The 25,623-nt window shown below is 50.6% G+C and carries 23 protein-coding genes; 12 read left to right on the top strand and 11 right to left on the bottom strand.

Going from position 1 to position 25,623, the window contains the following annotated elements; genetic code table 11:
• Positions 1–314 precede the first annotated feature (314 nt).
• The 5 genes from H6F88_RS29950 to H6F88_RS29930 all read left to right on the top strand — a co-directional run bounded on the left by H6F88_RS29950 (position 315) and on the right by H6F88_RS29930 (position 6,601).
• Positions 315–1,646 (top strand): cytochrome P450, encoded by a 1,332-nt coding sequence (locus H6F88_RS29950; protein ID WP_190646474.1) that lies wholly within the window; start codon positions 315–317, stop codon positions 1,644–1,646.
• Between the two features lie 73 nt (positions 1,647–1,719).
• Positions 1,720–1,983 (top strand): hypothetical protein, encoded by a 264-nt coding sequence (locus tag H6F88_RS29945; RefSeq protein WP_190646473.1) that lies wholly within the window; start codon positions 1,720–1,722, stop codon positions 1,981–1,983.
• 30 nt (positions 1,984–2,013) lie between these two features.
• Positions 2,014–4,497, top strand: a complete 2,484-nt coding sequence (locus tag H6F88_RS29940; protein WP_190646472.1) for an ATP-dependent Clp protease ATP-binding subunit — start codon at positions 2,014–2,016, stop codon at positions 4,495–4,497.
• A 351-nt stretch (positions 4,498–4,848) separates the two neighbouring features.
• Positions 4,849–5,889, top strand: coding sequence for an aspartate carbamoyltransferase catalytic subunit (locus H6F88_RS29935; protein WP_190646504.1), 1,041 nt, complete (start codon positions 4,849–4,851; stop codon positions 5,887–5,889).
• Positions 5,890–6,076: 187 nt separating this feature from the next.
• Positions 6,077–6,601 carry a hypothetical protein gene (locus tag H6F88_RS29930; RefSeq protein WP_190646471.1) on the top strand — a complete coding sequence of 175 codons (525 nt, stop codon included), beginning with the start codon at positions 6,077–6,079 and terminating at the stop codon, positions 6,599–6,601.
• A gap of 30 nt (positions 6,602–6,631) precedes the next feature.
• Here H6F88_RS29930 and H6F88_RS29925 read toward each other — a convergent pair whose 3' ends face one another.
• A complete protein-coding gene (locus H6F88_RS29925) occupies positions 6,632–8,443 on the bottom strand; it encodes a hypothetical protein (RefSeq protein WP_190646470.1) in 1,812 nt (603 codons plus the stop codon).
• A gap of 128 nt (positions 8,444–8,571) precedes the next feature.
• Complete coding sequence (locus H6F88_RS29920; RefSeq protein WP_190646469.1) at positions 8,572–9,216, bottom strand: cytochrome b N-terminal domain-containing protein; 645 nt, start codon at positions 9,214–9,216, stop codon at positions 8,572–8,574.
• Between the two features lie 231 nt (positions 9,217–9,447).
• Between H6F88_RS29920 and H6F88_RS29915 the strand changes: the two genes are divergently transcribed.
• The 3 genes from H6F88_RS29915 (at position 9,448) to glyS (ending at position 13,745) form a co-directional block, all read left to right on the top strand.
• Positions 9,448–10,374 carry a glycine betaine ABC transporter substrate-binding protein gene (locus H6F88_RS29915; RefSeq protein ID WP_190646468.1) on the top strand — a complete coding sequence of 309 codons (927 nt, stop codon included), beginning with the start codon at positions 9,448–9,450 and terminating at the stop codon, positions 10,372–10,374.
• A gap of 64 nt (positions 10,375–10,438) precedes the next feature.
• Entirely contained in the window at positions 10,439–11,404 is a 966-nt protein-coding gene (locus H6F88_RS29910; protein WP_190646467.1) for an ATP-binding cassette domain-containing protein, read from the top strand.
• Between the two features lie 199 nt (positions 11,405–11,603).
• The gene (gene glyS / locus H6F88_RS29905) at positions 11,604–13,745 is read left to right on the top strand and encodes a glycine--tRNA ligase subunit beta (protein WP_190646466.1); all 2,142 of its coding nucleotides are present in this window, start codon (positions 11,604–11,606) and stop codon (positions 13,743–13,745) included.
• A 140-nt stretch (positions 13,746–13,885) separates the two neighbouring features.
• On the opposite strand, the gene H6F88_RS29900 is transcribed toward glyS, so the two are convergent.
• Complete coding sequence (locus H6F88_RS29900) at positions 13,886–14,347, bottom strand: DUF29 domain-containing protein (protein ID WP_190646465.1); 462 nt, start codon at positions 14,345–14,347, stop codon at positions 13,886–13,888.
• 78 nt (positions 14,348–14,425) lie between these two features.
• Between H6F88_RS29900 and murD the strand changes: the two genes are divergently transcribed.
• From murD to H6F88_RS29885, 3 genes are all read left to right on the top strand, one after another.
• Positions 14,426–15,808 (top strand): UDP-N-acetylmuramoyl-L-alanine--D-glutamate ligase, encoded by a 1,383-nt coding sequence (murD, locus tag H6F88_RS29895; RefSeq protein ID WP_190646464.1) that lies wholly within the window; start codon positions 14,426–14,428, stop codon positions 15,806–15,808.
• A gap of 147 nt (positions 15,809–15,955) precedes the next feature.
• Positions 15,956–16,306: a hypothetical protein gene (locus H6F88_RS29890; protein ID WP_190646463.1), complete on the top strand. Its 351-nt coding sequence runs from the start codon at positions 15,956–15,958 to the stop codon at positions 16,304–16,306.
• Positions 16,307–16,717: 411 nt separating this feature from the next.
• Positions 16,718–17,068 carry a hypothetical protein gene (locus tag H6F88_RS29885; RefSeq protein ID WP_190646462.1) on the top strand — a complete coding sequence of 117 codons (351 nt, stop codon included), beginning with the start codon at positions 16,718–16,720 and terminating at the stop codon, positions 17,066–17,068.
• A gap of 13 nt (positions 17,069–17,081) precedes the next feature.
• On the opposite strand, the gene H6F88_RS29880 is transcribed toward H6F88_RS29885, so the two are convergent.
• The 7 genes from H6F88_RS29880 to H6F88_RS29850 form a co-directional block, all read right to left on the bottom strand.
• The gene (locus tag H6F88_RS29880; RefSeq protein ID WP_190646461.1) at positions 17,082–17,888 is read right to left on the bottom strand and encodes a tetratricopeptide repeat protein; all 807 of its coding nucleotides are present in this window, start codon (positions 17,886–17,888) and stop codon (positions 17,082–17,084) included.
• A 75-nt stretch (positions 17,889–17,963) separates the two neighbouring features.
• Positions 17,964–18,689, bottom strand: coding sequence for a hypothetical protein (locus tag H6F88_RS29875; RefSeq protein WP_190646460.1), 726 nt, complete (start codon positions 18,687–18,689; stop codon positions 17,964–17,966).
• A 618-nt stretch (positions 18,690–19,307) separates the two neighbouring features.
• A complete protein-coding gene (locus H6F88_RS29870) occupies positions 19,308–20,894 on the bottom strand; it encodes an Hsp70 family protein (RefSeq protein WP_190646459.1) in 1,587 nt (528 codons plus the stop codon).
• On the bottom strand, positions 20,891–21,463 hold the full coding sequence (locus H6F88_RS29865; protein WP_190646458.1) for a molecular chaperone GrpE: 573 nt from the start codon (positions 21,461–21,463) through the stop codon (positions 20,891–20,893). The genes H6F88_RS29870 and H6F88_RS29865 overlap by 4 nt, the downstream gene beginning before the upstream one ends.
• A gap of 143 nt (positions 21,464–21,606) precedes the next feature.
• Positions 21,607–21,819: a DUF2997 domain-containing protein gene (locus H6F88_RS29860; RefSeq protein ID WP_190646457.1), complete on the bottom strand. Its 213-nt coding sequence runs from the start codon at positions 21,817–21,819 to the stop codon at positions 21,607–21,609.
• Positions 21,820–21,921: 102 nt separating this feature from the next.
• Positions 21,922–23,112: an extracellular solute-binding protein gene (locus tag H6F88_RS29855; protein ID WP_190646456.1), complete on the bottom strand. Its 1,191-nt coding sequence runs from the start codon at positions 23,110–23,112 to the stop codon at positions 21,922–21,924.
• A gap of 235 nt (positions 23,113–23,347) precedes the next feature.
• Complete coding sequence (locus tag H6F88_RS29850) at positions 23,348–23,500, bottom strand: hypothetical protein (RefSeq protein ID WP_190646455.1); 153 nt, start codon at positions 23,498–23,500, stop codon at positions 23,348–23,350.
• A gap of 600 nt (positions 23,501–24,100) precedes the next feature.
• Here H6F88_RS29850 and H6F88_RS29845 point away from each other — a divergent pair.
• The gene (locus H6F88_RS29845; protein ID WP_190646454.1) at positions 24,101–24,472 is read left to right on the top strand and encodes a hypothetical protein; all 372 of its coding nucleotides are present in this window, start codon (positions 24,101–24,103) and stop codon (positions 24,470–24,472) included.
• 23 nt (positions 24,473–24,495) lie between these two features.
• Here H6F88_RS29845 and cobT read toward each other — a convergent pair whose 3' ends face one another.
• Positions 24,496–25,617, bottom strand: a complete 1,122-nt coding sequence (gene cobT, locus H6F88_RS29840; protein ID WP_190646453.1) for a nicotinate mononucleotide-dependent phosphoribosyltransferase CobT — start codon at positions 25,615–25,617, stop codon at positions 24,496–24,498.
• Positions 25,618–25,623: the final 6 nt, after the last annotated feature.

Raw genomic sequence — 25,623 nt, 5'->3', positions numbered from 1 at the left:
TGAAATAAAGCCGGAGCTTGTTAGATAAGCGCAACACTGTAATAGGTGGGTTTAGCAAACAAAATTTGGATAAAGCCGAGTTGAAGTGGTGGTTGAAAACTTTGGCGAAAAATTCTTTTGGGAATTTTCCTGATCGCAGGGGACCAACTGGAATAGAGGAATGGTAGATGCACCCTGATTTAACCTCTGGCTTCGCGCCAGAGGTTTTTTATTTTTGCAGCAGAGGTAAGGGGGCAGTAGCTTTTGTCTAATCCATCAGTCAAGCTAAAGAAAGCAGAAATGCCTGCTTGTAGTGCTGATGATGACGAATAACAATGACTAAGGGTTCAACCACTTTGCCTCCGGGGCGCTATGGTTTGCCTATATTGGGCGAAACGTTGAGTTTTTTTGGCGATCGCAACTTCGCTCAAAAGCGACATCAGCAATACGGGGCAGTCTTCAAAACTCGCCTGCTGGGAAAACCGACCATCTTTATGCGTGGGTCAGAGGCAAATCGGTTTGTTCTGACTCATGAGAATCAGTATTTTGTTGTGACCTGGCCGCCGAGCACGAAGGCGCTTTTAGGTCCGCTTTCTCTAGCACTACAAACGGGGGGTACCCATCAGTCACGGCGCAAACTTTTGGCTCAAGCTTTTCTACCCAGAGCGCTGTCGGGATACATTGCGGCGATGGAAGACATCACTCAACGCTACTTGAGAAGCTGGGAAGAGCAGCGATCGCTGACCTGGTATCCAGAACTGCGAAGCTACACATTTGATATTGCCTGTAAGCTGCTAGTTGGCTTCGATGCAGGTTCTGAAACTCGATTGGGTCATTTGTTTGAGGTGTGGTGTGAGGGGCTGTTTTCGCTGCCGCTAAACTTTCCCTGGACGCGATTTGGGCGGGCGCTGCGGGCAAGAGATCAGATGCTACAGGAGCTAGAGTCGATCATTCGCGATCGCCAGCAGTCCCCCGATCCGGGTGATGATGCGTTGGGACTGCTGATTCAGGCGCGAGATGAAGGGGGCGATCGCCTCACTTTGGAAGAACTGAAAGACCAGATCTTGCTGCTGCTGTTTGCCGGACACGAGACTTTGACTTCGGCGATCGCCTCCTTTTGCCTGCTGATGGCACAGCATCCTCAAATCTTTGAGCGAGTGCGGCAAGAACAGCAGCAGTTTCCCTGGGATGCACCGATCACGCTGGAGCAGTTAAAGCAAATGAGCTATCTGGAACAAGTCCTCAAAGAGGTTTTGCGCCTGATTTCTCCTGTAGGCGGTGGTTTTCGGGAAGTGCTGCAAACCTGTGAATATAATGGCTTCTGCATTCCCAGTGGGTGGAATGTGCTGTATCAAATTGGCCCAACCCACAAGGACGAAGCAGCTTATCCTGACCCTGATCGATTTGACCCAGAGCGCTTCAACCCAGAGCGCACTGCTTCTCTGGAAGAACAGAAATATGGCTACGTGCCTTTTGGTGGCGGCATTCGAGAGTGCATCGGCAAAGAATTTGCGCGACTGGAGATGAAGCTATTTGCAGTTCACTTAGCGCGGCACTATAGCTGGAAATTGTTGCCCGATCAAGACCTAGACATGGCTACAATTCCTACTCCACGTCCAAAGGACGGTTTGCAGGTTGAGTTTTTGCCTCTGCAAAAAACCTCATAGTACTGAATCTACACCTGTTTTACTTCGGTTTTCCATCCCGGCAAAACCTGCTTGCAGCGATACATTAGTAGACATGAGCTACACAAATGTTTATAGAGTGAGGTGGCTGCGATGTTCTATTTACCGATTCATTGCGGGTTGTGTGGTTGCAGCCCTTCTCAAGACTCAAGCTTATTTTTTGGAACCGTCTAAACCGATTCATTCCCGTAACTGGTTCCCCAAGTTTCATGCACTGGCTGAGTTGCTGATGGGTCAGCAGGTTAACTACGCTGAGCGGGTTTCTAGCTATGACCAAGACCGCTATCTGGCTCGACTGACTCAGCGTGTTTGTGGCTAGTGCAATTATTTTTAGTGAGGCTTTACGCAAATGTTTGAATATTTCAATGACAAGGCGATCGCCGTCATCATGTTGTCCCAGGAAGAAGCGCGACGCATGGGACACAACTTTGTCGGCACAGAGCAAATTTTGCTGGGCGTGATTAAAGAAGCGACCAGCGCAGGCGCAACCGTTTTAATTGAAATGGGCGTTACCTATGAAGATGCTCATACTGAAGTCGAGAAACTGATTGGTCGTGGTTCTGGCTTTATTCCAGCAGAGTTGCCATTTACGCCTAAGACCAAGCAGATTTTGGAAGGAGCCGTGCAGCAAGCGCGACAGATGGGTAACCCCTCGGTTGGGCCAGCCCACATGCTGTTGAGTCTAGTGCAGGACAAAGACAATGTGGCCGCTAAAGTGCTGCAAAATCTGGGGCTTGACCTGGACAAGATTCGTACTCAAATTATTCGGGTGCTGAGTGAAGTTTCGCCCGTCGCAGCCGGAGTTCAAGGTCGTTCGGCAGCTAACCACTCTAACCGCAAGTCAGGAGCGCTGGAAGAGTTTGGTACAAACCTGACGCAAATGGCGGTTGAGGGCAAGCTTGACCCGATGGTCGGTCGTGAGCGTGAACTGGAGCGGGTGATCCAGATTTTGGGTCGCCGCACAAAGAATAATCCGGTGCTGGTAGGTGAACCGGGCGTGGGCAAGACGGCGCTCGCCGAAGGACTTGCCCAGCGCATCGCGGATCAGAACGTTCCCCCAACGCTGTACGACAAGCAGGTGATCAGCCTGGATATGGGTTCGCTATTAGCCGGAACTCGTTTTCGCGGTGACTTTGAGGAGCGGATGACGCAAATCATCAGCGAAGTACGCGAGTCCGATGATGTGATTCTCGTGATTGACGAGATTCATACTCTAGTGGGCGCGGGCTCCAATGAAGGCGGCATGGATGCTGCTAATATGCTCAAACCTGCTCTGGCAAGGGGCGAGATGCAGTGTATCGGTGCGACCACATTAGACGAATACCGCAAGCACATTGAGCGAGATGCAGCGCTAGAGCGACGCTTTCAGCCTGTGATGGTGGGTGAGCCGAGTGTCGATGAGGCGATCGCCATTCTGCGAGGATTGCGTCCACAGTATGAGCAACACCACCGTTTGACGATCACAGATGAAGCCCTGGAAGCAGCAGCTAAGCTAGCTGACCGCTACATCTCCGATCGCTTCTTACCTGATAAGGCGATCGACCTGATCGACGAAGCGGGTTCGATGATTCACCTGAGACATTCACGTCAGTCTCCGATTCGGGATCTGAAGCGGGAATTGAGTCAGGTGACTGAGGAGAAAAAGATCGCCGTCACAGATCAGGACTTTGACCAGGCTGGAAAACTGCGCGATCGCGAGATGGCACTTGAGGCTCAAATCAAGCAGCTTCGGGATGCAGAGCAGCAAGGCTCAGTTGTTCAACAGAAGCCTTCTGTCACTGAAGAGGATATTGCTCAGATCGTAGCTTCCTGGACAAGCATTCCAGTGAGTAAACTGACTGAGTCGGAATCTGCTTCGCTGATGCATTTAGAAGCAACTTTGCATGAGCGAGTCGTGGGTCAAGAGGAAGCCGTGACGGCAGTAGCTCGTGCGGTGCGGCGATCGCGCGTCAGGCTAAGCAGCCCCGACCGTCCAATTGCCAGCTTAATCTTCTCCGGGCCGACCGGCGTTGGTAAAACTGAATTGGCTAAAGCTCTAGCAGCCAGCGTATTTGGCTCTGAAGAGGCAATGATTCGCCTGGATATGTCGGAGTACATGGAGTCACACACCGTCTCCAAGCTGATTGGTTCGCCTCCTGGCTACGTTGGCTATGACGAAGGCGGACAGTTGACCGAAGCAGTGCGTCGCAAGCCTTACACCGTCATTCTGCTTGACGAAATTGAGAAGGCGCACCCCGATGTCTTCAACATGCTGCTGCAACTGTTAGAAGATGGTCGCCTGACCGATGCTAAAGGTCGCACAGTCAGCTTCAAGAATACGCTGCTGATCATGACTTCCAACATTGGCTCTAGAGTGATCGAGAAAGGCGGTGGTGGTCTGGGCTTTGAGTTCTCTGGCGATACAGCGGCTGCATCTCAGTACAACCGGGTGCGATCGCTCGTCAACGAAGAGCTAAAGCAATACTTCCGCCCTGAATTGCTCAACCGCTTGGATGAAATCATCGTCTTCCGTCAGCTTAACCGCGAGGAAGTGAAGCAGATTTCAGACATCATGCTGCGCGAAGTTTCGACTCGTCTGGGCGAACAGGGAATCGCTCTAGAAGTGACAGAAGCTCTTAAGGAGCGCTTAGTGGCTGAAGGCTACAGCCCTGCATATGGGGCACGTCCACTGCGGCGAGCGATCGCCCGATTGCTTGAAGACAATCTGGCAGAAGCGATGTTGGCAGGACGGATTGGAGATGGAGATGTGGCGATCGCCGACATCGACGATGACGGTCAAATCCAAATTCAACCTCAGCACCAAGCAGTTCAGAACCCAGTCGGAGTTCTGTAACCCTACAAGTAACCTCGTTAACCTTGTTCCCAGGCTCCGCCTGGGAATGCCCACACCGAGGCTCTGCCCCGTGACAGCCAAAAGAGGCAGAACCTCTGACCTGGCATTACAAGGCGGAGCCTTGTAACGAGGAAATAAGAACCAAGAACCTTCATACTTTCCTTGGGAAGTGTGAAGGTTCTTTGGGTTTTAGAAACTCTTAACAGCAAGTATGCGGATTTTTGAGAATCTGTACCGAAGACCGTTATTTGAGGCACCATAACATTTGGCAGCCCAGCAGTCCTTTCGATGAGCTTTTCTGCTGTGACTTCCCTACTTCAGACCCTCTCCACTTCAGACGAAGTGCCCCTCATGTCTACCACCACCTGGACTCGTCGCCACATTATCTCCCTGGCTGACTTCACCACCGAGGAATACGACACTGTCTTGCGGACTGCTGCTAGCTTTCGGGAGGTGCTATCGCGCCGCACCAAGAAAGTACCCACTCTACAAGGACAGGTCGTAGCCAATCTATTTTTTGAGCCTTCAACCCGCACCCGCAGCAGCTTTGAACTTGCTGCTAAAAGGCTTTCAGCCGATACCCTCAACTTTACCCCTGGTAGCTCTTCATTAACGAAAGGGGAAACGATCCTGGACACTGCCAAAACCTATTTGGCAATGGGCACTGACCTGATGGTGATCCGGCATCGCGAAGCAGGCGTACCCCAGGCGATCGCCACCGAAATGGATCGGCTCAACTCCAACGTCGGCGTTCTCAATGCCGGAGACGGTCAGCACGAACATCCTTCCCAAGCGCTGCTTGACCTGTTTACCATCTGCTCTACCCTCGACCCGGACTATCCCAGTTTTTCGCTGCTGGAAGGGAAAAAAGTGGCGATCGTGGGCGACATTTTGCACTCCCGCGTAGCTCGTTCCAACATCTGGAGCCTCACTGCCAGCGGAGCTGAAGTTCACCTGGCTGGCCCACCCACCCTGCTGCCTAAGTTATTTGAACAGTACACCGCATCCCGCGATCGCCAACCCCCAACGTCTCATTCCCCATCCCTCATTCCTCATCCTTACCCCGGCAAGCTCTTCCTCCACTGGGATCTCGATCCCGCTTTGGAAGATGCAGATTTCGTCATGACCCTACGGCTGCAAAAAGAGCGCATGACCCAACATCTGTTGCCCAGCCTGCGGGAATATCATCAGCAGTTTGGGGTTACCAGCGATCGCCTCAAACTCTGTAAACCCAACGTCAAAGTGCTACACCCCGGACCGACTAACCGGGGCGTAGAAATCAGCTCTGAGCTAATGGATGACCCCAAAATCAGCCTGATTCCCCAACAGGTCACAAGTGGCGTTGCCGTTCGGATGGCATTGCTGTATCTCATGGGAAGCGGCAAAGCTTAATTTATTTCGCTCACCGGTCTTGTCCGTAAACCCCGGACAAACGACAAAAATTTGGGAATTGCGCTTTAAGCAGTTGAGAACTGCTATATTAAGCAACCGTTAGGGTCTGGACAAAAAAGTTCGCTATTTTGCTGCTTTTTCAACGCGCCAGGGATTAGAATCAGTACAAAAGTACTATCTCAAAATTATGGTTCAATACACGTTAGCCCAGAGTCCTGAAGTAATTTTGACCGTTCCTGGTAAAGATTCATCTAAAGCTCGTGATAAAGCGATGGATCAACTGCTGGAATTGATGGAGTCGGGTGAACTGCCAACTGATTTGTCAGATGGATTTAGTCCACAACAGTTTATTGAAGTTAAAGAGCAAAAACCCGTGACGACTGATGATGAAGATGCCGTAACTCAGGCAGTGCAAGTTCTTAGTAACCTCGCAACTCTCAAACTCAAGGTGCAAACCTCTCGCTCTGAGGCAATGAAGGTGCGCGCCCAAATTGACACCTTATTTACCGATGAGGCAGTTGATGAAGCGGAGCTAGAGAGCCTCAAGGAAGGCTTTAAGGTTCTCAAAACCTTTGCTCAAGCCAATGTGCGCTACCGTGAAGCTCGTACCCAGGCTGAGGAAGCCCGTACAGTGCTAGACAAAGCTTTGTCTTCAGCAGATTCTAGCCCTACACCTACTGTATCTAATGGAACTAGTAAAGCGAGTAAATAAGCTCGAAGTCAAAAACGAGAGAGCCCGGAATCAGGTTGCTTCTGGGAAATAGTGAGCCAGGATAGCGGCGTAGGCCTCGTTTACCCGCTGGGCTTGCTCTTTGCTGCCGCCAGCGTCCGGATGGGCAACTTTCATTGCCTGTTTGTAAGCTCTCTTGATTGACTCAAAGGTAATGGGTGTAAATGGGCCGAGATTCAGCAGGGTTAGGTAGTCGCTTAGCGTATCCCTAGTTTTCTTCTGGGAAGTCCAAGGGTCGTAAGCCTGCTGCTCCTGGTAGGTGCGATCGCTAATACTCTCCAGGGCTGCGATCGCCTCTTGCTCCCAACCAAACAGCCTGAAAATTTCGTGTTGGCGATCGCCCAATCCTTGCCACAGCCGTTTTAATTCTGGCAACCAGGAGTACTGCGGGTTGTTGACAAACTGCCACAGCGCTTCGGAAGCATTAAAACCGCCTTGATGGTAGATGTAATAACGTTCACCCGTTTGAGGATCGACGTGACAGCCAAACTGCTGCAAAATATCTGCCACTTCATAACCGATACCGTTTTCACCGTAGATCAAAGTTTGCAGACGAGCCAAGGTTGGGTTGAGCTGACAGGCCCAATCTAGTTCACATAGTGCAATCCAGTCAGGGATATAGTAGAGCGGCGTTTCTGCATTGGCTTCACGATGGCTAGAGCTATATTGCTCGTAGTCACCCACCGTTCCCCAAGTTTCCTTAAAGCGCTTTAGCCATTCGGCTTTGGTCTGGGGCGGAGGAGGGAGTTCAGCCTGCCCCGATGTCCTTAATTCCGCAACTTGAGCCGCCAATTCAGTTAATTGGTTTTGCAAGCTGTCTACCCGCTCGCTAAAGTGCAGAGCCGTTGAGCTTAGTTGGCTAGAGAGAATTTTGACAAAATAGGCTGCCTGCGCGTCTAGAGCCACCTGAAGCTGCTGCTTAAACTGATCGGTTTGGGCTTTGAGCGATTGAGCGATCGCCTCTTCAAGCTGCTGTTTAGACAGAGCAGCGTGGATTTTGAGGGACTGTGCGATCGCCTCCCGAATCTCGCCGATATTTACGGGTTTTAGCTGGTCAGTCTGAGCTTGAAGCGCTTGGGCGATCACTTCCTGAATCTCACCAACCCCGACAGGGTTAAACTGATTAGTCTGAGTTTTGAGTACCTGAGCGATCGCTTCCTGAATCTCGCCAATATTTACGGGTTTTAGCTGGTCAGTCTGAGCTTGAAACGCTTGGGCGATCGCCTTCTGAATCTCACCCGCATCCAATGGTTTAGGCTGCCTGGTCTGAGCCTTGAGCGCTTGGGCGATCGCTTCCCGAATTTCACTAATACCTACAGCAGGAGCAGCCTCAGCAGAAACATCCGCAGCAGATTGATTGTTGGCAACCTGTTCAGACAGGTCTTGCATCCTGCTTTCTACGGAGCGCTGATTTGCCGCCAGTTCAGCCAGGGCAGCGCTTACCGTTTGCAAATGCTGGCTGAGGGTATTAATAATCTGCGGTTCAACAGTTTGCTCTAAGGTCGCAGTAGATGAAGCAATGCGCTTGGAATAGAGGAAGCGATCGCCCTGCTCAGGAGAATAGACCAGCAAATCTGCTTCGGTGTCTAGCTCACCGCCACTAAAAACCAGCGTCACTTCACCCTTGGTGTAGGCAATTTTGGCGTTTTTCCAATCTCCGATCAGCGATTTGCAAAGTTCAGCCAAGCTAAAGTGGGTTGCCTGCTTGACAATCCGGCATCCCGTCTTGGTCGAACGCAGGAAACGCTCACCGAGGACAACGACTGCCTCTTCGACTGTTTCCGCCTCCAGAGCGAATGTAACCTTCAGCGACTTGGGGTGCATTGGAGCCTAGTAGAGCAACGTAAATCTGAAGGTTTCCAACCAATCCTATTGAGTATCGTTCAAGTATATTGGCTGCAAATCAACCGTGTGTATTCACTTTGCCATCTAGCGTTGTCATTTGGCGTCAATTATTCGTTGCCCAAAACTTCTAGATTTTCTAGAGAATCTGAATCAGACGATTCTTCCAGGGGTTGACGAGGTTTAGAAGCATACAGCAGCGAGACCAGATGAACGATCGCCAGGATAACGGCAGCGATCGCCAAAATGTAGCTATGCAATGTGTAAAGGTGCTGTACCGTCGTCGTGTTCACCGCACCGCCGCCCGTCAACACATCTCTAAGCCGACCGCCAATGCGGGGAATTGCCTCAATTGCGCCTAGCTCGATTTGAAAGCGCCAGTAGCCAACCTGCGACCAGTCTAGAATCATCGCCGTCCAGCCCAGACCAATTCCTGTGAGAATCAGTACAATACCGCTGACCCAGGCAGTGAACCAGCTCGGCTGCGATCGCCGACCCAAAAACAGCACAATCAACTCAATCAGCGCTACCCCAATTAGCCCATTGCCGCCGATGTCGTGCAGGCTGCGAATTAGAGTGCCATTGGGAATCTCGGTGGCGATCGCATCCAAAGAGTTGTAAGCGCCGCCCGCAGTGGGAGTGTAGTAAAACGCTAAAAGTACGCCAGTTACAGCAGCCAGCAGCGTTAGGGTGAGGGTAATAACCGCAAGAATTGTAGCCAGTCGCCGCAAGATTAGAGAGGAGGAGGTATTCATGGCGATCGCAAATGTTTACTTTTGTAATTCAATCCTAACGAGATATTGAATTTTGTTTCCAAAAATTCTCAATTTTCACCTTAAGACGTATGTACTAAAGACATTTGAATAAGTGACAAATGTATTGTGCTTTTCACGACTTATTAACTTTAGGTGGAGTTCGGTATGATGTCGGGGTGAGATTATGTTGCGGTTAACTGTCTATCGCCCTACCTCGGTGAGGGATCTGCTATGAAATTCACTCGTCGTCTGCTGGTACTTCCCCTGCTGGCACTGTTCACAGCATTCGTCATCGTCTCCTGTACAGGTAGAGGAGGGGGTGATGCAGAAGGTGGCGATGCCGCAACGATTAGAGTGGGTTCCAAGGACTTTACCGAGCAGTTCATCATCGGTGAAATGTATGCTCTGGTGCTAGAAAATGCTGGACTTCAAGTCGAACGTAAGTTAAATCTAGGGGGAACACCCGTCGCCCAAGCCGCCCTTGAGAGCAATCAGATTGACCTCTACCCAGAATACACAGGCACAGGTTTATTAACAGTCCTAAAATTGCCCGTCAACAGCGACCAGGAAGCCGTTTATCAGTCCGTTTCCGAGGGCTACAAAGAACAGTTCGACCTGGTCTGGCTAGAGCCTTCCCCCATGAATAACACTCAGGCACTCGCTATGACCCAGGAAGCCTCCGACTCTTTAGGGGTCAAGACAATTTCTGACATGGCAGCTAAGGCAGGCGAACTGGTCATGATTGGACCACCAGAATTTGAGGCGCGCGAAGACGGTTTGCCAGGAATCAAGGAAGCATACGGTGATTTTGAGCTTGCTGAATACAAGGCTGTCGATCCAGGACTGAGATATCAAGCTTTGGTGGATGGCGAAGCCGATGTCGCAGTTGCATTCGGCACTGATGGCGAAATTGCCGCTTTTGACCTGGTGTTGCTCGAAGATGACAAACAGCTATTTCCGCCCTATCAAGTTGCACCCGTCGTTCGTCAGGAAGCTCTAGACGCAAATCCTGGCATCGCCGATGCGCTGAATGCGCTTGCCCCCTTACTAACGGATGAGGTAATGCAGCAACTCAACTATGAAGTCAGCGGCAACCAGCGCGAACCTGCGGAAGTTGCCAAAGAGTTCTTAACTCAAGAAGGGTTAATTGAAGGATGAAGAATGCGAAAACGCCTTCTTTCCCTAGCCCCTGAACCCCACGCCCTTTAAGCGGGAGATGCCTGTGAGCGCTATTCGTTTTGATCAAGTAACCCTGCGATTTCCGGGTGCGGCTCGACCCGCTGTAGATCATTGTGACTGCGAAATTGAGTCAGGCAAGCTGGTTGTGATTCTCGGGCCGTCAGGCTGTGGCAAGACAACACTGTTGAAGATGGTAAATCGGCTGTACGAGCCAACGTCAGGCAGAATTTACCTGGATGATGCAGATGTGCGGCAGCTAAAGGTGACAAAGCTGCGTCAGCAGATTGGCTATGTAATTCAGCAGTCGGGATTGTTTCCGCACATGACGGTGGCGCAAAATATTGCGGTGGTGCCAAAGCTACTGGGCTGGTCGAGATCAAAAACTCAACTGCGAATTGACGAGCTATTGACGTTGATTGAGTTGCCTCCCCAGGAATATCGCGATCGCTATCCTGCCCAACTTTCAGGGGGACAGCAGCAACGAGTTGGACTAGCCAGAGCGCTAGCTGGCGACCCGAATGTAATGCTGATGGATGAACCCTTTGGGGCGATCGATGCGATTACTCGCGCCAGTCTTCAGGACGAAATTTTGCGGCTTCAGCGGCAGCTCAAGAAGACCATTCTGTTTGTCTCCCATGACGTGGAAGAAGCGTTGAGGCTGGCTGACAAAATTCTGATCATGCAAGCAGGGCACATCATTCAGTACGATACGCCGTTCAACATTCTCACCAAGCCCGTCAACGACTTTGTGTATAACCTAATGGGAGCTGATGATATGGTGCGTCAGCTAAGCTTGCTGCGCGTCGAAACGGCGATGGTGAATGCGCCAGAAGGATTCAGTCAAAATGGTGAACCCACGATCGCCCGTGATGAAAGCTTGCGCCATGCACTTTCTCTAATTTTGAGAACCGGGGCACAAAAGCTAACTGTTTTGGATAATGGCTCAGCCGTTGGAGTTTTGACCTTAGAACATATCCGAGATTCTGCCAGCCTGGGTGCAAGCACCTAATTGTTTGAGTAAGGAATGCGTCAGTAGATGTCAGTTGGGTAGAACACCGTAAAACCTAACGTTTGCATAAATCCTGTTGGGTTCCGCTTTGCTTCACCCAACCTACGGGGCTACTGTCTCATGCAAGAGTTTATTGCATGAGACACTGCACGTTAAACTGTTGGAACTGGCTAGTGTGAATTGCTGAATCATTGCAAATATGGCGACGTTTTTGTTGGAAGTTGGGGCTGAAGAATTGCCAGCGAGCTTTGTGGACGAAGCGCTGGCACAGTGGCGATCGCGCATTCCGGCTAGCCTGTCCGAACGTTTCTTGACCTCAGAAGCGATCGAGCTATACGGCACGCCACGACGTTTGGCAGTGCTGATTAAAGGGTTGCCTGCTCAGCAACCCGACCGCGAAGAAGAGGTAAAAGGGCCACCTGCTCAAGCGGCTTTCAAAAATGGACAACCCACCAAAGCGGCAGAAGGCTTTGCTCGTTCGCGTAATGTCGAATTGAGCGATTTGCAGGTTCGTGCGACTGATAAAGGCGAGTTTGTCTTCGTCCAGCAAAAAATTCCCGGTCGTCCCACTGCCGAAATTCTCACAGAACTAATTCCTAACTGGATCTTTAGCCTGGAAGGACGACGGTTCATGCGCTGGGGCGACGGAGATCTGAGGTTTCCTCGCCCGATTCGCTGGCTAGTGACGCTGCTAGACGACACAGTTTTACCAATCACGCTGGTAAACGGTTCGGAAAGCTGTACGAGCGATCGCACTTCCCAGGTTCACCGCGTTCTCCATCCACAGCCAATCAACATTTCTGCTGCGTCAGACTATCTTGCCAATTTGCGTTCTGGCTTTGTCGAAGCCGACCCAGAACAGCGCAAAACTAAAATTCAGAGTCAGGTGCAGGTAGCAGCAAAAGAATTAGGCGGTTCTGCATCAGTTTCGCCCAACCTGTTGCAAGAAGTCACCAACTTAGTGGAATGGCCCACTGCCGTCGTCGGCAAGTTTGATCCTGACTTCCTGGAATTGCCTGCCGAAGTGATCATCACTGAGATGGAAAGCCACCAGCGCTATTTTCCTGTTCTCAAGCAGGAAGATTCCACGGAACTTTTACCCTATTTCATCACCATCTCGAATGGCGAGCCAGCAAAGTCAGATTTGATCGCTGCTGGAAACGAACGAGTAATTCGCGCTCGACTTTCTGATGGTAAGTTCTTTTTCGATGCAGACCGCACCATTCCCCTAGAGGATTATCTGCCGCGATTAGAGAAAGTCACCTTCCAGGAAGACTTGGGATCGGTGCGCGATAAGGTCGATCGCTTCAGCAAAATTGCCAATCGGGTTGCCGGTCAGCTTCAGGTCAATGACGCACAGCAGGAATTGATTCAACGAGCAGCACTGCTTTGTAAAGCCGACCTGGTGACACAAATGGTCGGCGAATTCCCTGAACTTCAGGGAATTATGGGACAAAAATATGCGCTGACGAGTGGAGAACCGGAGGCGATCGCCACTGCTATTTTTGAGCACTACCTACCACGTGGAGCCGGAGACCAGCTTCCTCAAACGCTACCAGGTCAAGTAGTTGGTATTGCCGATCGCTTGGACACACTAGTCGGCATTTTCAGCCTGGGAATGCTGCCCTCTGGCTCATCCGACCCGTTTGCGCTGCGACGAGCCGCTAATGCGATTATCAACATCACTTGGTCAGCCAAACTGCCCTTAAACCTGGATCTTTTACTAGAGCAGGTCGTTGCAGATTTTGCGGCACATTGCTCTAGCCCAGCCGAATTGCTCACTCAACTTCAAGACTTCTTTCTACAGAGGATTCGGAGTCTGTTGCAGGAAGACCAGATCGACTATGACCTGGTAAATGCAGTTCTCGGTGAGAACGACCCCGAATACACGGAACGGGCATTGAAGGATTTGCTAGATGTGCGCGATCGCGCCCAATTCCTTCAAACCATTCGCCAAAACAAGGATCTGGATACAATCTACGAAACGGTCAACCGAGCCTCTCGACTGGCGCAACAGGGCAACTTAGACACCATTCAGCTTAATCCTGAAGTGGTCGTTCAGCCGAAACTGTTCCAGCAGCCCTCAGAGCAAGCATTTTACGATGCACTGGTGCAGCTTGTGCCACAAACTAAGGCTGCTCAAGCAGAGCATGATTATCAGAAGCTGGTCAATGGGCTGAAGCAAATTGCTCCTATTGTCAGCAACTTCTTTGATGGTCCGCAGAGCGTTCTGGTGATGGATTCTAATCCCGACATCAAGCGTAATCGACTGAATCTACTGGGACTTCTGCGTAACCATGCGCGAGTTTTAGCGGACTTTGGAGCAATCGTGAAAGGTTAGCAGAACATCCTCAAACCAGTGCATTTCATCGGGTAGGGGCATAGCATTCGGCAGCTATCTCATCGTCTCAAACGCAGCTTTTGCCCGAATGCTATACCCTACAGGGTGTGCTTCATCTGAGGGAGTTAGGAGCGATCGCCCTAAAACTCCTCTTCTGCCAAAAAACTGGACTCACCGGGGTAGAAGCGATCGCTCAAAATCTGTTCCAGCGAATAGTCGCACTCTGAAGGAAAAGTTTTGTAGGGTAAATTCGTTTCGCTGACTGCTAGATCCTTGCCAGTCTCAAAAGCTTGTTGTAAAGCCTCTTGCAAGTAGGGTTTGAGGCTAGGGTTCTCTTGCAATAGCTGCAAAACTTCACGCCGCTGAACTCGAATTGTCGCCAACCAGCTTCGGCTACGCTGTTCTGGTTGATATTGCCATTTCAACAAGTGCCCGATCAAAACACTCAGACGATTGCGAAGTTCCCGACGCTGCTGCTTGCCCAACGATTCGATCTCCTCAATCAGATTGGGCAAATCCAAACTGCTCCATTGCTGCATTTGCAATAGCTCAGCTTGTTTCTGAGTCCAAGCGTAGAAATCTGTATCGTAGAGGCTACGCATCGTTTCGCTGTCAATTTATTCATCCGGTGTCCCTCAAACGGTAACATGGGGGATGCCAAATTAGGGTCGCTCCTTGTTATGCCTCACGTCTACGTCATCGGAATCGGAAAGTCGGGAATCGCTGCTGCAAAGCTAGCAAAACGTCAAGGTTGGCAAGTCACAGTCAGCGATTCTAAAACTTCTGAGGCATTACGCCAGACGCAGCAAGACCTGGAGGCAGAAGGAATTACGGTCAGACTGGGAGACTCCCTTCAACCCAACCCGACCGAGATGCAGCAAATTGTCGTCAGCCCAGGCGTACCCTGGGACTTGCCCGATCTGGTCGAAGCCAGAAAACTCGGGATTGAAACCATCGGCGAGATGGAACTGGCTTGGCGATCGCTCCACTCCATTCCCTGGGTCGGCATCACCGGCACCAACGGCAAAACCACTACCACTGCCCTAATCTCCGCCATCTTTCAATCTGCCGGACTCAACGCTCCTGCCTGTGGCAATATCGGCTATGCCGCCTGCGACCTTGCCCTCACCACCCTTCCCCCCAACCCTCAATCCCCAATTCCTAATCCCCCCGACTGGGTGATCGCCGAACTCAGCAGCTACCAAATCGAATCTTCCGCTTCAGTTGCGCCCCGAATCGGCGTTTGGACAACCTTCACGCCCGATCACCTGAGCCGTCACTATACCTTAGAGAATTACTTCAACATCAAAGCGCATTTGTTAAACCAGTCTCACTACCAGGTGTTAAATGGAGACGACCCCTACCTGCGGAAAACGGGAGGCGATCGCTGGCAAAACGCCTACTGGACAAGCGTAACGGGCAAAGCTGATCTGGTTACCAATTCTGAGCAGGGCACCTACATCGAGAATGGCTGGGCGATCGCTCAAGGAGAACCGATTGTCGAAGTCTCGGCACTGCGAATGGTCGGGGATCACAATCGCCAAAATTTGCTGATGGCAATCACGGCAGCGAAGTTGGCGGGAATTGAGAAAGAAGCGATCGCCCAAGCTGTTCGTGATTTTCCTGGAGTTGCCCATCGCCTCGAACATATTTGCACCTGGCAAGGCATCGACTTTATCAATGACAGCAAAGCCACCAACTACGACGCAGCCCAAGTTGGGCTTACTTCAGTCAAAAGTCCTGCGATCTTGATTGCGGGTGGTGAGGCAAAAGCCGGAGACGATCACGCTTGGCTTGCCACAATTCAATCCAAAGCTGCTGCCGTATTGCTAATTGGCAATGCTGCCCCCGCCTTTGCTCAACGCCTCAACCAAATTGGTTACTCGTCGCATGAAACGGTTGAAACAATGGATCGTGCTGTAAAACGCAGTGCAGAACTCGCCAAACAGTACAGCGCTGAAGTCGTTCTCCTCTCTCCTGCTTGCGCCAGCTTTGACCAATACGAAAATTTTGAGCAGCGTGGCGATCACTTCCGTCAGCTCTGTCACGCGATGTGCAACTAAAAGTCGTTGCAACCTTTCTCCGAAACAAGTCCCAAAAATGCTGAATTGGCACGATGGGTTAATAGGGGCGACAGTCAATCGCATCTGTACAAACCCTAAAATTGCCTGGAAGGATTAATTTTCAAACGGTGCGACAGGAGAAAAACGGTGAAAATTTTGACTGTTTTTGGGACGTGTTTTATCATGCTCTTAGCTTTGTTGTGGGCCCGCACGGAGAGCTATTTCCCACTCTATCCATTTATTGATACAACACTGCCAGAAGGCTTTTCACAACAAAAATTCGAGCAGATCACGCAGGGCATGACCAGAACAGAGGTTGCAGCCATTTTGCCCGGTTCACCCGAAGCAGGAAGCTCCTACTGGCAAAACTCGTACTGGAATTACGGGTGCGATGGTAGATGTAATGGCTGGTGTGATCTGGCGTGGATTGGCTTTGGAATTTACTTCAATGAAGCAGGAGAAGTTATCAAAACTGAGCGTGTAGTGTACATGGATTAGCTCTGCTAAAGCTTACTCCCTTTCTAATTGAAGATTAGGTTCTAAAAGATCAGGGACGTATCTCCGCTTCGCAGGGGTACTCCCTGATCTTTCAGTGAAAAAGGAGTAACTTAGCGTCAAAAACTTCTCCAGCAGCTCAACTAGGGCAAGCAATCAGCAAAGGGTTATGGGCAGCAACCTAATCTAGATGCTTATAACGTGAATCTAATCCAACAGCCGCAACGAATTGCTTTCAGCCTCGCCCTACTGACCGTTGCTCTAGAACGCCGTTTTCGGTTTCACCAAGCTTTTCTGCAAAACCAATTGCAACAACTAATTCCAAAAAATTGCTGAATTAGCGCGACTACTTAATAGGGCGATCGCTGATTCAAGAAGTAATTGGTTTTTAAGTGGTGTGAAAAGGAGGAAGTTGTGAAAGTCCTAACCGTTTTTGGAACGTGTTTTTTGCTGCTGTTGGCTTTATTGTGGTCTCGCACAGAGAGTTATTTTCCGCTCTATCCACTGATTGACACTCGACTACCGCAGGGCTTTTCGGAGCAGAAGTTTAAGCAAATCACACCCGGAATGAGCAAAGCAGAAGTTGCAGCCGTTTTGCCTGGCTCACCCGAATCTAGCAGTACCCAGTGGCAAGAGCCATATTGGTTCTATGGAAACGATGGCGGATGCCACGGCATGTGTGATTTAGCCTGGGTCGGCTTCGAGGTTCAGTTTGATGAGGCAGGAAACGTCACTACAACTAAACGCTCGGTATTCGGGGATTAATTCCTGTTTAGACTTAGCTCAGTGTCAAAAATTTCTCTAGTGCATCTACCAAGGCGGGCGACCAGCGGCGCGTATGAGCTACCCAGTCAAGGTTTTTGTAGCGCGAGTCTAACCCAATGGTCGCGACCCAGTTGCTTTCGGCTTCGCCCTGCTGCCCGTTGACCCAGAGGGCTGCCGTGAGAGCCGCCCGCATGTCGGCAAAGCGGGGATATTTGCGGACCAGGTTTCGCATGGTGCGGATTGCTTCTTCGGTCTCGCCAACCTGGTAGAGGGCGATCGCATAATTCGCCCGCGCAAATGCATACTGAGGAGCCATGTCAGCCGCCGTTCTGTAGTCGACGATCGCCTCTTCCCACTGCCCTAATCCGGCTTCGGCGTTGCCGCGATTGTTGTAAGCAGCTGGGTCTTGGGGTTCCAGTTCCAGAACGCGATTGTAGTCGGCGATCGCTTCTTCCCAGCGACCCAATCCTTCCAGGGCAGTACCGCGATTCAGATACGGGTCGGGTGCATTCGGTGCCAGTTCAATCGCTTTGTTGTAGTCGGCGATCGCTTCCTCTAGCTTGTTTTGGCTGACCCTGGAATTTCCTCGATTGCTCCAAAGAGCAGGGTTATCGGGTAGCTGTTTGATCAGCTTCGTCCAAGACTCTTCTGCGATCGCAAACTTTCCTTCATTAGTTGCGGTAAACGCCTGATCGCGGAGCGTTTCAACCGTTTCTATCTCAGCAGCAGAGGGGATTTCCATCGCCTGAGCTTGAGCAGGAAGAGGGCTTCCTGTCCAGGTCATAATCAGCAGCAGCAGTGCAAGCAAAAATCTCAGCATAATTCCTGATCATGGCAGGTCTTTCAAATCAGGACAACTGAGTTAGGCGGTGTTTTCTGCTCCAGGTACACAGCACTATGGCAGATGGTACTGATTCACCTGGCTTTCCCTCGCGTTGAAAGCCATTATTCTTGCATCAAAATCAGTGTGATAAACCCACCGCTGTCCGCCGTCCGTGACAACGATGCGCCAGCCCGTAATTCCAATTGCAGCACATCCAACCTCTTCTGGTTCATTGATGCCCATACAGCCATCCCATTCCCGTTCTTCGATTTGGGCAACGCGTAGTTGCCCAACTGGAATGTTAGATTGTCGTGCAGTATCGTGAAGGACTCGATCAAGAGCGGTTTGCAGCAGATGGCTAATTTCTGTTGTGGAGTATTCAAACTTCACCTGAGAGACATCAGCGTTTGTGCGGTATCCCCAAGTTTGATCATTGGCTGATGCAGTAACGTGCCAGCCCTGAACTATTTCCTGAGTGCAGAATTCCCCTGAAACGGGTATGCCAAGACAATCATCTGCCCACGTAGTTGGCTCAATTCTGACAATTTGCACCTCGCTGCGATCGATATTGAGTTGCTGTGATAACTCTTGCTGTACTCTTTGCGAAATTGATTGAGGTGCTGCATTAGGTTGTGGCAGTGGAATAGGCTGCGGTGTAGAATGCTGCACCACTGGTGAGGTGAATTCTGTTAGCGATGAGGCACTTCCATTCAGGTTTTGAAGCAGGAGAGTGCCTGCAATCAGAAGGACTGTACTGATGGGCTGGAGCAAACGAGGCGAGTAGTTGTTGTCTTTCATAGGGCACTCGTTCAATAGAAAAAACGGGTGAATGAACTACAGATGAGCTAACATTTCTCTGTTGCACTCACCTAAGAACACTCTATTTAGCTAACTCAGGTTTGGCAGCCTGAAAAAGTCAGCTTTGGTACTTTGAGAAAGTCAGAAGATATGTAGATTTGAGGCAATTAACGCTCAATCGACAACTGCTGCTCACCGCAATTCAATTGCGCTCCACCTCAAAATTCTTGAGGAGCGCTGCGGAATTATTGAGAAGCGCTACAGAATCAATGAGGAGCATTGCGCAATGGCTGAGAAGCACTGCGGAACTATTCAGGAGCATTGCGCAATGACTGAGGAGCACTGCGGAACTATTCAGGAGCACTGCAAAACTATTCAGGAGCATTGCGCAATGACTGAGGAGCACTATAGAATTACCGCGAATCGCTGCAAATCACTGCAAAGTTGTGACTGATACGGAATCCATTTCGTAAAGAAGAACTCTTTGGTGTACGGGCGAAGCTTTCGGCAAAAGAACTGTGCTTCAGTGGCAGGAATTGTGACCGAATGCTTCGCCCCAACCGATATCGCTACTCCACAGACGGATTTGGTATGAGTACTTTAGGGGCTGTTATTCAGCTATTGCAGTTTGGCGATCGCTCCCTTATTGACCAACACCTCACCCGTCAGCAAGTCTTCCACCGTTGCGACCAATACCCGCTGTTCATTCACTTCAAATTGAACTGAGACGCGATCGATGCCCACTTGCCCAGGCGGGTTGAGGTGAGCAACGCAAACCTGGTCGTGCTGCGTGTCGAGCGAGCGATAGGTTTCCTGTTTACGGAGAGGAGCACTGGTCATTCTGCCCTGAGCATCGAAGGCAACTTCTGCCTGGGCGACTTCTGCCACTTCGCCAATATCTAGACGAATTTCTCGCTGTCCGTCAATAGCCACCTGAAGCGTGAGGGATTCTGGACGCTGGCAGGGATATTTTGCCCCCTGAGCAAACAACGGAAAGTAGGAATAGGTTTTGCCGTAAGGTTCCCAGAGGCGAATGGCGTAGCTGTGGTGCAGGTAGTCCTCTATGCTAGACAGTTGGCTAAGCGCCAAAGCACCATGGGCAACGGCTTCAAAGGGTTTGTCCATTTTGACCCGCGGCCGCCCAAAGTAGGAAACGATCAGTTGCTGCACAGCCGGAATCAGGCAACTGCCGCCGACCAGCAGCACTTGCTCGATGTCTGATTTGGCAATGCCTTTGCTAAGGGCGATCGCCAGCGTTTCGTCGAGTGCCTGCCGCAGCTGTTCTAAAAACTGACGGGCTTCTAAAATTTCCTCAAGCTGGCTGCGGCTAAGCTGTAGCTCGTAGGACGTAAAACTTTCCTCGTCGAGCCAGCTTTCTTTGGCGACTTCGGTTCCAGATAGGCGGATTTTTAAGCGTTCGGCGATCGCCAGCAAATTCTGCCAGCCAACTTCCCCGATTAATTGTCGCGACGAGCCAACTTGACGCAGGTAATCTTCCACAATCCACTGGTCAATGTCCTCACCACCCACATAAGCATCCGATTTTGCCAGCACCTCCGCCCGAATAGCTGCCTGTTCTTTGCCTGCGATCGCATCTCCTTGGGTTGCCGTGCGAACTAAACTCAGGTCAAGCGTGCCACCCCCAAAGTCAATGACTAGCACGAGCGAACCAGGTCGCTGCACCGCATAACCTAGCGCCGCAGCAGTCGATTCATCTACCAGATGCACTTCAGCTACGCCCAAGCGTGACCCGACTTCACGAAACCAGCCCAGGTAACGCTCAAAAGCTCCAATCGGAACGGTAAAAATGACTTGATCAGGCTGAATTTGGTGCAAAACTTGCTGCCAGATTTGCTGCAAAAACTGCTCGGATACTGTGGCGGCTGAGTAGCTTACCCCATCAATCTGACGGGGTGGCGGCTGAAAGTCAGCGGCAAGATCGCGCTTAAAGGCTTTGAACAGGCGATCGGGTTGGGTCAGCCCCAATCGTTGCGATCGCACTTGTTCGCCAATCACCCACTGTTCTTGAGATTTGACAAATACCAGCGTTGGCACAACCGGAATTTCTTGCTCCCCCTTAGATGTTCTTAGGCGAAACAATCGGGAAATATCACTGAATCTAAGGGATTTAGGCGTTTGCGTATCTGGCTCTAGGATGCTGACGACCGTATTGCTGGTACCAAAATCAACCGCGATCGCAATCACTGTGCCCCTCCTGGCAACGTGCGGCTGACTTTCGCAGGACAAAGAATGCGATCGCCCTGCCGATAGCCCACAAATCGAACGTAAACCTGTTCCCCGACCGTAACGTCATCCTCATCGGGCTGGTGAATCTGGGGATCATAAGCAACCTGCTCCCAAGCAGAACCAATCAACTCAACACCCCAACCTTGCAGCAAATTTTCTAATGGTGTGAACAGTGCAATCAAGTTTTTGGCAGGCAGATCGGGCTTTGCTTGAGCCATTTTTTGAGCGCTGGGGTAGTTTGTTAGCAGCGTTTGGATTTGCTCGAACGTCGCCTCCTGAAAGTCGGCTGTGAGTTGAGTTTTTTGCTGCTGAAGTTGTTCTCTCAGTCGCAAACATTGCTGCTGCAATGCAGCCATTTCATCTGCCATTTCCTGAGTGTGAGCAGGAGGAGCAGGGGTGGCAATTTCCTGTCTCTGAGCATTGTTCTTTGCAGGTTGTTTCCTCGACCCAACAAAGCCCAGAACCAACGCAATAGTACCTAACGTTAAGACATAGCCAAATCCTACAAGGCTAGAGTCATCTCCCATAATGTGCTTCAAGCTCAATCGTGAAGTACTCAGACAAACTCTAAGGCTCAAAAGCTAACTAGTAGGTTGGGTGAAGCGCAGCGAACCCCAACACTTGCAATTGCCAAAGGCCTTTCGTTGGGTTGCGCCTTGCTTCACCCAACCTACATTTGAGTTAAAGATTGAGTTTCATCTGTTTCAAGATCAATCTCAGTCTCGTAGTACTGCGGCAAAAGTTCTTGAGATTCCACTTCACCTAATGCTTGCTCTATCGCTGAAGTCGTCTCAATGCAGTCTGCACCAGAGGCGTTGAGTACGGTTTCAACAATCTTGCCGTCTTTGCCAATGCGGTACTCAATTTTGCGATATTCAGCCATAGCAGTTTTGTTTAATCCGACTTGTTCAATTATGGCTGATGGGATGGAGGGGTTAGGGACTGGGGGCTAGGGGAAGGAGGTATCTCCTCATCCTGCATTCCCTTATCCCTCAACTTTCTCTCTCACTTCTGTCCAAAGGCGATGGTATTGAGCGATCGCCTCCTCTGATAGCGGTTCAAGAAATTCGCTGCGCTCCAGCACTTCGGTGGAGGGTAACAACACACTATTCTGCTGAATCGGAGCAGGCAGATCGGTGCGATTTAGTGTGGTCAACACTGGGGAAACGGCTGTACCTAGTAGCGAGAGGTTGACTGCATTTTGGCGCTGCCAGCAAAAGTTCATCCATTGCTCAACCAGCGTAAGTTCATCCCCCGGGCGGGTAACAGGTTCTGCTGCTGCCGGACGCACCCAGGCATCAGCAGTGAGAATGGTGCCCGATTCAGGCACGATGGCGGCAATACGGCGATCGCGCTCCAGCACAGGCAACACATCCGTAGACCAGCCCAGCGCTATCCAGGTGTCTCCTAGCAACAGCGGTTGTAGATAGTTGTCAGAACTGTAAAACTTGGACTGCTGGTGGAGCGCTTGCAGTTCAGCTTGCAATTGTTCACCCAAATCCGTTGGGTTGAAGGACTGTCCTAACTTCTTAGAGGTCACTCCGATCACGGCTGTGGGGCTATCCAGCAGTGACACATGTCCTTTTAGCTCTGGTCGCCACAGGTCTTGCCAGTCGGTAGGTGTCCAGCCCAGTTCCTCAAATTCCTCAATCCGATAGGCAATTACAGCACTGCCCCAGCGATAGGGAGCAGCCCAAAGTTCTCCTTCAGGGTTAAGCTGTCCCTGGCGATCGCGTCGAACGAGTGCCTGCCAGCGATCCGGCAGCTTTTCCCATTCCGGCAAAGTCTCCAACTCAAGCGGCTGAATTAGCTCCTGTCGAATTGCCGAAGCTAGCCAGTAATCCCCCAAAGTCACCAAATCCGCCACATTATCAGGTTGGCGGTTTGAGTTGAGGAAAGGAATTCTTTCCCTCCAGCCTGAGCGAACGGGTTCGGCTTCAGCCTGCTTCCAGGTTTGCAGCAGATCATATAAGTCAGAAAGTTGGGGCTGAGGCAAAAAATCTAGAGCAAGCTGTTGCTCCAGGTCACGCTGAAAGGCTCGCAACAGTTGCACCGGAACGGAGCCATCGAGCAACCGCACCCGCAGGGCCGCATTGCTGCGACTATTGCATCCTGCCAGGAGTTGAGCGAGTGCCAGTGCCCCTGCGCCTGCCAAAAGCGATCGCCGCTTGATCATGCCTTCCTGTTCCTACTGTTTTTTCTACTGTTTGCGTTCTACACCAAAGCTAATCGGGTCAATCACCGTTAGCGTTGTTCAAAACGTCTGACGATCGTCCCTGTTTCAGGATAGCCCTTGTCTCGCCAGTAATAGCCCTGAACCAGTTCACTGTCAGGCGCAACCTCGATCTAGGCGGCAAAAGGAACGGCAGTGGCACAACCTGCAAGTAGGTATTAGGCAGAAACAGCACCTTTCAACTCATCGATACTTCTTGCTCAGTTTCAGAGCGGGTATCAAAGGCGATCGCCAATTCTGGGGTTGCATCAGGCTGTAAAAATCCTGAAAACTTAACATTTTCTGATGCAGCCCTCTCTAATTTCTTGCCCCTCTCATCTGTCCAAAGCATTCTAAAACTTACATCAGTACACTGCTCTCTCCATTGAAACGGATAAACGAACTCTAGTATGCATAAATACTCAATCCCTTAGAAAGGATGACTCTGTTGGAATAATTTTGAGCGGCAATAAATTGTTGATGGAGATCGCTTTACGCGCGATTAACAACTTCATAGCAGATCGAAATAACTCGACTAAACGGTCAAAAATAGAAGTTTTACAGATATTTTCGACGGCTATTTTTAGAATCCAAGTATTTCAATTTAAAACTTTTAATTTCTATACTTAGCGATGGCCTGAAACCAATATCTGGACGGTACTTCAGTATTTATGTTCTTTCGTGAAGAAGACGGATTTTAGCAATCATGCAGGTAAGATAGATGAGTAATCTGATGAAGATGAAATTTAGGGTTTTCAAGTTACCTCCTAGTTAGGAATACTTAGATTCTTTGCAACAGCTTTCTGAAAAACCCAAATGGTACTCTGACGGCTGACTTCTAATTTCTTCATCCCAAGCGTGGGCTAAACGTTAAATGATTCAGGAATAAACCTGGATATGCCCAATGCTTTTTTAGTATGGACTGTAAGCAATTCAAAAAATGGGGCATTGCATGGATTCCCTTCAGGAACAAGTTACGGGCTTAAGTTTGAAAGTTGACGCACTGCACCAGACTATTGAGCAGCTCGGCAACAAAATTTCAACAGCTCTGTCTGACACAAAAACGACATCAGATAGCAGCTTTCTGGCTGCATCTGGAATTAGCATAGGGCGCAGCTATTACCAACGTAGTCGGACGGTGGATAGCTCAATGGAACACAAAGATGTGCTGGTCGACTCTAATTACCCCGAATCTGACAGCCAAACAGGCGATCGCGCCCTCGCTCCAGAGATTCAAATTCAGCGTCTAACGGCTCAATTGACCGCAGCCTACAACCGGATTGCGGCATTAGAAGAGCAATTGCTGTCTCAGCGTATTCACTAACTCTGAATACTCAATCTGAATACTCACTCACTTTGAACGCATTCGAGACGTTCTGCTAAAGCCTCGATCGCTTGCATCAGCCTAACTTGATCCCATTGCTGGTAGAGGTGAGCGGCGATTGCACATCCGCCTGCGCCAACGCCTTCTTTGACATACCCCTGCTCATAGGCCCGCAGTTGAGCATACCGAGAATTCGCAAAATTAAGCTGTGTCGCCATCAGGGGTACATTTAGAAGTTTTGCCAATTCCACGGTGTCGCCAGTTGGGTCTTCAGCCACCCAGCGTGTTGTACCCACTACAACTTGTTGAGGGTTCCAGGGATGAGTACGCGTTTGGCTAATGGCTTCTGCTAACGTGTAAACTGCCAGCATTTGAGTGCCGCCTGCCAGTAAAACGCCACAGGTGCGGCTGGCTGCAATTGCCATGCCTGCCACCACCACCTGCATCGGATCGCCCACTGCCGCTACGACAGCCAGGGGATCAGGAGAGTTATCTAACCGATGCGCCTCTCGAAGAAAACCTGATTGAGCTAGCCCAGCCGTGACAACTGCTAGCTTTTGGTCATGATTGCAGGTTGGGTGACTGCTGTTGACTTTACCCGCAGCATCCCAACCTAGAGCTGTCAGCACAGATAGAGCCGTGGTTGTTCCTCCAACCACACATTCTCCCAAGATTAGATATCCTTGGGGGTTTTGCGCTGCCAACTTTTCACCCCAAATTAGTCCTTGCTGCAGCAAGTGCTGCACGGTTGCGCGATCTAACGCTTTCCCTTGGGTTAAACAGCGAGCCGGAGTTCCTCCTAGATCAATACAGGGAACTGAAGGTAGGTGCGGCAACCCAGCACTAAATAGGTATAGGGGAATTTTTTGGGCTGCGACAACAGCACGAGAGATCAGAACAGGAGAAGCACCTGCGTGTAGCGGTGGCAGTGGATATTGAGGAGCAGGTTGAGGCCCATTGTAGAGAAACTCAGCATCTGCGATCGCCGTGTATTCCCGATCTGCCGGAGTCGCCCCCGCTGCTGAAATCCCAGGGATCAATCCCGTTTCTGTAAAGCCCAGCACGCAAGCAAAGAGAGGCGATCGCCCCTCAAACTGTTGCAGCCACTCCCGCCCCCACTCAAGCTGGGAGTAAACCCGAATCATTCTTCA

Source organism: Oculatella sp. FACHB-28, assembly GCF_014696015.1.
GTDB lineage: Bacteria > Cyanobacteriota > Cyanobacteriia > Elainellales > Elainellaceae > JAAUTN01.
This window is presented reverse-complemented; position numbering and strand designations above follow the sequence as displayed.

Coding starts and splice junctions, on each gene's coding strand:
- H6F88_RS29930 (WP_190646471.1), top strand. CDS start 6,077: ATGGTTCAATACACGTTAGCCCAGAGTCCTGAAGTAATTTTGACCGTT.
- H6F88_RS29945 (WP_190646473.1), top strand. CDS start 1,720: ATGAGCTACACAAATGTTTATAGAGTGAGGTGGCTGCGATGTTCTATT.
- H6F88_RS29880 (WP_190646461.1), bottom strand. CDS start 17,888: ATGCTGAGATTTTTGCTTGCACTGCTGCTGCTGATTATGACCTGGACA.
- glyS (WP_190646466.1), top strand. CDS start 11,604: ATGGCGACGTTTTTGTTGGAAGTTGGGGCTGAAGAATTGCCAGCGAGC.
- H6F88_RS29860 (WP_190646457.1), bottom strand. CDS start 21,819: ATGGCTGAATATCGCAAAATTGAGTACCGCATTGGCAAAGACGGCAAG.
- H6F88_RS29920 (WP_190646469.1), bottom strand. CDS start 9,216: ATGAATACCTCCTCCTCTCTAATCTTGCGGCGACTGGCTACAATTCTT.
- H6F88_RS29855 (WP_190646456.1), bottom strand. CDS start 23,112: ATGATCAAGCGGCGATCGCTTTTGGCAGGCGCAGGGGCACTGGCACTC.
- murD (WP_190646464.1), top strand. CDS start 14,426: ATGCCTCACGTCTACGTCATCGGAATCGGAAAGTCGGGAATCGCTGCT.
- H6F88_RS29940 (WP_190646472.1), top strand. CDS start 2,014: ATGTTTGAATATTTCAATGACAAGGCGATCGCCGTCATCATGTTGTCC.
- H6F88_RS29875 (WP_190646460.1), bottom strand. CDS start 18,689: ATGAAAGACAACAACTACTCGCCTCGTTTGCTCCAGCCCATCAGTACA.
- H6F88_RS29925 (WP_190646470.1), bottom strand. CDS start 8,443: ATGCACCCCAAGTCGCTGAAGGTTACATTCGCTCTGGAGGCGGAAACA.
- H6F88_RS29950 (WP_190646474.1), top strand. CDS start 315: ATGACTAAGGGTTCAACCACTTTGCCTCCGGGGCGCTATGGTTTGCCT.
- H6F88_RS29915 (WP_190646468.1), top strand. CDS start 9,448: ATGAAATTCACTCGTCGTCTGCTGGTACTTCCCCTGCTGGCACTGTTC.
- H6F88_RS29850 (WP_190646455.1), bottom strand. CDS start 23,500: ATGCTTTGGACAGATGAGAGGGGCAAGAAATTAGAGAGGGCTGCATCA.
- H6F88_RS29865 (WP_190646458.1), bottom strand. CDS start 21,463: ATGGGAGATGACTCTAGCCTTGTAGGATTTGGCTATGTCTTAACGTTA.
- H6F88_RS29900 (WP_190646465.1), bottom strand. CDS start 14,347: ATGCGTAGCCTCTACGATACAGATTTCTACGCTTGGACTCAGAAACAA.
- cobT (WP_190646453.1), bottom strand. CDS start 25,617: ATGATTCGGGTTTACTCCCAGCTTGAGTGGGGGCGGGAGTGGCTGCAA.
- H6F88_RS29845 (WP_190646454.1), top strand. CDS start 24,101: ATGGATTCCCTTCAGGAACAAGTTACGGGCTTAAGTTTGAAAGTTGAC.
- H6F88_RS29935 (WP_190646504.1), top strand. CDS start 4,849: ATGTCTACCACCACCTGGACTCGTCGCCACATTATCTCCCTGGCTGAC.